Annotated in this window: 3 protein-coding genes; 2 read left to right on the top strand and 1 reads right to left on the bottom strand. The window is 43.9% G+C overall.

The window, feature by feature from the left end; genetic code table 11:
* Positions 1-508: 508 nt before the first annotated feature.
* On the bottom strand, positions 509-754 hold the full coding sequence (locus P5674_RS08955) for a DUF2949 domain-containing protein (RefSeq protein ID WP_006626266.1): 246 nt from the start codon (positions 752-754) through the stop codon (positions 509-511).
* A gap of 441 nt (positions 755-1,195) precedes the next feature.
* Between P5674_RS08955 and pap the strand changes: the two genes are divergently transcribed.
* Both pap and P5674_RS08945 read left to right on the top strand, forming a co-directional pair.
* Entirely contained in the window at positions 1,196-2,674 is a 1,479-nt protein-coding gene (pap, locus tag P5674_RS08950; RefSeq protein ID WP_006616372.1) for a polyphosphate:AMP phosphotransferase, read from the top strand.
* A 203-nt stretch (positions 2,675-2,877) separates the two neighbouring features.
* Entirely contained in the window at positions 2,878-3,864 is a 987-nt protein-coding gene (locus P5674_RS08945) for a YdcF family protein (protein WP_006616371.1), read from the top strand.
* Positions 3,865-4,265: the final 401 nt, after the last annotated feature.

The following is a 4,265-nucleotide window of genomic DNA, read 5'->3' as shown; positions in this document are numbered from 1 at the left end:
ACCTCGTAGGGTGCGTCAGAGCCGGTAAATAGAGATACTACCCGGAGCATCGACAACTGACGCACCTGGTCACCCCACAATAGAGAACCGACCTCGTAGGGTGCGTCAGAGCCGGTAAATAGGGATACTACCCGGAGCATCGACAACTGACGCACCTGGTCAATAGCTGAATTTTTGTCCCAGGCTGTTGTCTATGAGCCATGTTTATCATCTGGGCGGTAATAGTTGATTTATCGTGAGCAACCGGTTGCTATAATTTTCGTTTTAGCCTTTAAGGGTAGAAAAGGTTGGTCAAACCTCCATACAAAAATTTTTTCACCCCCAACATCTTTGAGGCGACATATATAGTGATCATCTAATCATTTTTCAACATTCGCAGTTGAAACTTTTAGGTCATGCAGGTAGATTTTAGTCTTGAGATAAATTGGCTATTAGTGTGTAAATTCGGCATAAACCAAGGAACCTAAGACGCATCTGTAATTGAGATGCTATCTAAGTCCATTGATTCTCAACCAGCTTTTTTGTCTGAATAAGACCGGGAGGTGATATCTGGAGAGGTTCCGAACTTTTCAAGCCAATCAAAAATCCGGTCAAGCTGTTCTAGGGTGACTAGCCCGTATTGCCATAAAATCATGGGAAGTTGACCTGATTCTTGCTCAGGATGTCGGAGGGCCATGGCGATGGAAGAGGCAGGGATCGCTAATTCCCAACGTAAAAATTGAATTAACTGGGCTTGCTTGGTTGAGATCATCATTTTTTTCCTGCATGAACGTAAAAAAGTTGGGAACTGTTGGATGTCGGATTAGATAACTAAGTCGGGTCTGAATTCCTATAGTATCTATATTATCTTCTATCTAACTAAGTTCAGTGATATATTACACCCGAACATTGTGATTTCTTTGTGAAATTTAAGTGATCTGGGTCACTAATTATGTTTGAGCTGTATAGGTGCCGGGGGAGTTAATTGGGCAGACGGAACTTTTTTTTGGGGGAAAATTTATCATAGCCGTTACCAGAGCTATTCTGGTGAAAATCTAATGTTTTTTTAACAAAAGCAATGAAGCGGGTTTGGATCACAAAATCATCAAACCATAATCTAAAAAGGAATGGGACTGGCGGTTCTGTGTAGTGGGTGTTCCCGGACTCCTGATCCTGCTAGACTGGATGTAAGTTAGACGGATATTGATTCATATTCATGCTCAACACACTAAACCTGGAGCTTTCGCTAGATAAAGAAAGCTATAAGACTCAGACGGAAGGACTGATGCGGGAGCTGCGATCGCTACAGCAAATCTGCTGGGAAAAAAAACTACCTGTGATTATCGTCCTGGAGGGTTGGGCGGCGGCGGGTAAGGGTTCTCTAGTCAAAAAAATGGTTAGCTATATGGACCCTCGTGGGTTCAAAGTGATTCCGGTGTGGCCCCCGACCGAACAGGAGCGGTTGTATCCATTCATGTGGAGATTTTGGCAAGAGTTCCCAGGTTATGGGAAAATCGGGATTTTTTACCACAGTTGGTATACCCATGTTCTGGAAGATCGTCTATTTGAGAGACTGCCATCTGCTAATGTAGCGATGGCAATGCGTCAAATTAATGCTTTTGAGCGTCAAATGATTGACGATGGGGCGGCGATCGCCAAATTTTGGATTCACTTGAGCAAAAAAGAACTCAAGCGTCGCCTAAAAAAAGCCACCAACGATGAACTAGAAGCATGGCGGGTGCGTCCCGAAGACTGGGAGCAGGCGAAAAACTATGATACTTATAGTTCCTATGCCGAAGAGATGGTAATTCACACTAGCACCGGCGTAGTTCCCTGGACCTTAGTAGAAGGGGATGATAAACGGTGGTGTAGGGTCAAGGTACTATCTAAAATGGTGTCTACCATCAAAGAGACCCTAGGGCGGCTGGAAGTGCAACCGCCGCCTATTTTTACTCCTCCCCAAGAACACCTAGAACCTACCGATCCGCAACCCCTGGCTGCTGTGGATCTGAGTTTGTCCTTGTCAGAGGATGACTATAAGGAACAGTTGCGGGAACAACAGGTTCGCTTAGGTAAGATGCAGCAAATGATTTTTGAAAAGCAAATCCCGGTTTTAGCCATATTTGAGGGATGGGACGCGGCGGGAAAAGGGGGAGCGATTAAGCGTTTAACCGATATTCTTGATCCGCGCAGCTATGAAGTGCATCCTTTTGCTGCTCCCACTGATGAAGAAAAGGTACATCATTATCTGTGGCGGTTCTGGCGTAAACTCCCGCCGGCCGGAAAAATTGGTGTTTTTGACCGCAGTTGGTATGGTCGGGTCTTAGTCGAACGAATTGAGGGATTTGCTTCCGAAAGACAATGGCGACGCGCCTATCGAGAAATTAATGAGTTTGAGGAACAACTGACTACGGCGGGTTATATTTTGCTGAAGTTTTGGTTACATATTGACCCGGATACCCAACTTGAAAGGTTTACTGAACGCGAGAATAATCCGTTTAAGCAATATAAACTCACAGATGAGGACTGGCGGAACCGGGAAAAATGGTCTTGTTATGAGGTAGCCGTCAACCAAATGGTGCATCGGACTAATACCCCTAGGGCTCCTTGGACTTTGGTTTCCGGTAATGATAAGTTTTATGCGCGGGTGCAGGTGGCGCAAACGGTGGCTGATGCGATCGCTCAAACTGTATAGTTAGTAGGCAATTTGGCGAAACTATTGCCAAGGGAGCCCATTTTTAGTATAAACTTGAGCCGTATGCTATTTGTTAGTTATACGGCTCTCGTTTTCCTCAGTCCCTAAAGCACTCAGTGATATTTGATTTGGGGTAGATCAGGAAAAATCAAGGGGTGATATGATGTGGGATTCTCCACCGTCAACCATGAAGGGAAAAAATGATGTTTGTATTACTCACCCAAGTTCTGGTTTTACTGCTACTGATTACCATTTCTTTTAGAATTTGGAAACTGTTAGCAGGCAAAGAAAATAGCTTAGTTAGTCGGCTGTTTTTTTTACTAACTCTCACTTTACTTATAGTCACTTTTATCGCTCCTGATAGCCAGGTTGGTAGATCTGTTATTCAGCTTTTAGCGATTTTTCTAAGGCCCCTGGGTTTATCAATTTTACTATTAACCATTGCTTCGGCTTTGATTACCAATGGCGGGATTAAAAATCCGGCTCCTAATTTAATTTTAACTGCATTATTAATTCTGATTTTATCGAGTACCCCCGTTTTAGCTCAATGGTTGGCTTTGCAAGTGGAAAGGGTGGCTGTGCAAACAGTTCAAACTGATTTATGTTGTGGGGAAAGAGCCGGGGCAATTGTTTTGTTAGGACGGGGGACAACACAGCCTAAATTGCCCTACAGAACTCAGATTCAACTCACGGCTACAGGCGATCGCATTCCCTATACCGCAGAACTTTATCGGGAACGTTTAGCTCGTTTGGTGATTATCGCAGCAGGCGATCGCCATGAGTTAATTCATCCCACTAATGAAGCCAAAGATATTCAACAGTTATTGATTTATATGGGAGTTTTGCCTCGTGATATTCTTCTGGCAACTGAAAGCCATACAATCCGGGAAGAAGCCCTAGAAGTCAAAGACATCATGGAGAAAAGGCGGTTAGGAAGAACTATAATTTTAGTGACTTCAGCCTTAGAAATGCGGCGCGCCGCCCTCGCATTTACTCAAGTGGGTTTAAAAGTAATTCCGGCTCCCACTAATTTTTCGACTTTTATTCCCTATGGCAAACGTAAAGATAGGGTTTCTTTCCAAGATTTCGCCCCTAATGCTGATGCTTTGGTTCTCAGTACCCGTGTCGTTGATGAATATCTCGCTACTTTTTATTACTTTCTACGGGGGTGGATGGCTCCTAGTTTATAAGTCTGTTGACACTCCATCGGGCTAAAGCCACGAGGATTCTTTAGAGGAGATAACCAACAAATGTTAGTCATTGCTCGTAACGGTAGTGCCTAATATGTAATGATAGAGGTGTAAGTGCGATACGTTCAGGCATGAAATAGGGCTGCAATGCCGGAAATAACCGCCTGGTGGGGATTTCAACCCCTTGGTTGAATATAAGAAGCTCGCTTATGACCATCCCTACAACTGTTTATATGTCCCAAAGTTTTGTATAGAAATATACAAAACAAGGCAGGGAACTCAAAGTCAAAACGCAAAATCGGAAATCTTAATGACTCCTTAACAATTGCGTAAAGAGTAACGGCGATGTGCGAGACGTTTAGGAGTGAAATAGGGCTGCAATGCCTGAAATCATCTCCTAG

This window comes from Limnospira sp. PMC 289.06 (genome assembly GCF_032350395.1).
In the GTDB taxonomy this organism is placed as follows: Bacteria; Cyanobacteriota; Cyanobacteriia; order Cyanobacteriales; family Microcoleaceae; genus Limnospira; species Limnospira platensis.
Note: the sequence above shows the minus strand (reverse complement) of the source record. Positions and strands in the feature narration are given on the sequence as shown.